This window comes from Cupriavidus sp. 05N39 (genome assembly GCF_056397325.1).
The window spans coordinates 1-793 of the sequence record NZ_JBFTNE010000261.1 but is presented as its reverse complement, the minus strand read 5'-3'; the positions used below and the strand labels follow the sequence as shown (position 1 = coordinate 793).

Annotated in this window: 1 protein-coding gene; it reads right to left on the bottom strand. The window is 64.3% G+C overall.

The features are described 5' to 3' along the window. On the bottom strand, positions 1–725 hold a 725-nt coding region (locus tag AC1DN0_RS41180), incomplete at its 3' end, for a TenA family transcriptional regulator (protein ID WP_477146621.1). Positions 726–793 lie beyond the last annotated feature (68 nt).

The window sequence follows — 793 nt, the reverse complement described above, 5'->3', positions numbered from 1 at the left end:
GCCATGCCCAGTTCAGGCAGGGAGATCTCCTGGGCGACGTAGTCGTGATAGAGCGCGGTGGTGTAGAGCAGGCGCATCTGTGCGCCGATCTCGCAGATTTTCAGGCAGCGCTGCTGCAGCTCGGGCGTGTCGGCGTGTTCCAGCACGATCTGGTAGCCGCGTTCGCCGTGGATTTCRTCGGAGACGATRTGCAGGTCGAAGAATTCGACTTCYTCGTCGGTGAAGCCRTAYTTGTCGCGCAGGGTCGGGGTCTGCTTGCGGTAGATCGASGGCACCTGGGACTCCAGGCCRACCACCAGGCCGGCGACGGCGACGAYSGGGTCTTCGCGCATGGCCACGGCGTAGCACCAGCTTTGCAGGCCACGGGTGGTGGCGGACATATTGTCGGGRTCGACCACGCGCTCGCGGGTGGTGCCGCAGGCTTCGGCAAAGCGGATCAGCAGGTCGGTATGGCGGTCGCCGCCGATTTCTTCCTCATACATRTTGGCGAGCAGGAAGTCCTTGGCTTCGGTGAAGCGGTCGGGGGTGCGGGCGTAGATGTAGGCGAGGTAGTCGGCGAAGGGTCCGACGTAGTGGTAATGGTTCTCGGCCCAGCGCGCGAGGTGGTCGCGGGAGAGCTTGCCGCTGGCCCAGGCCACGCTGAAGGGGGCCTTGTTGGCGCTCTTGCCCTTGATGGCGTTTTCAAGGGCGGCACGGAAATCATCACGGTTCATCAGTTCGGCCATTTGGGGGCTCCTGTGGGCAGCGAGTTCAAGGTTGGGGGACGGCGTGGCGTGGTCCGGAGGGTCCGGAG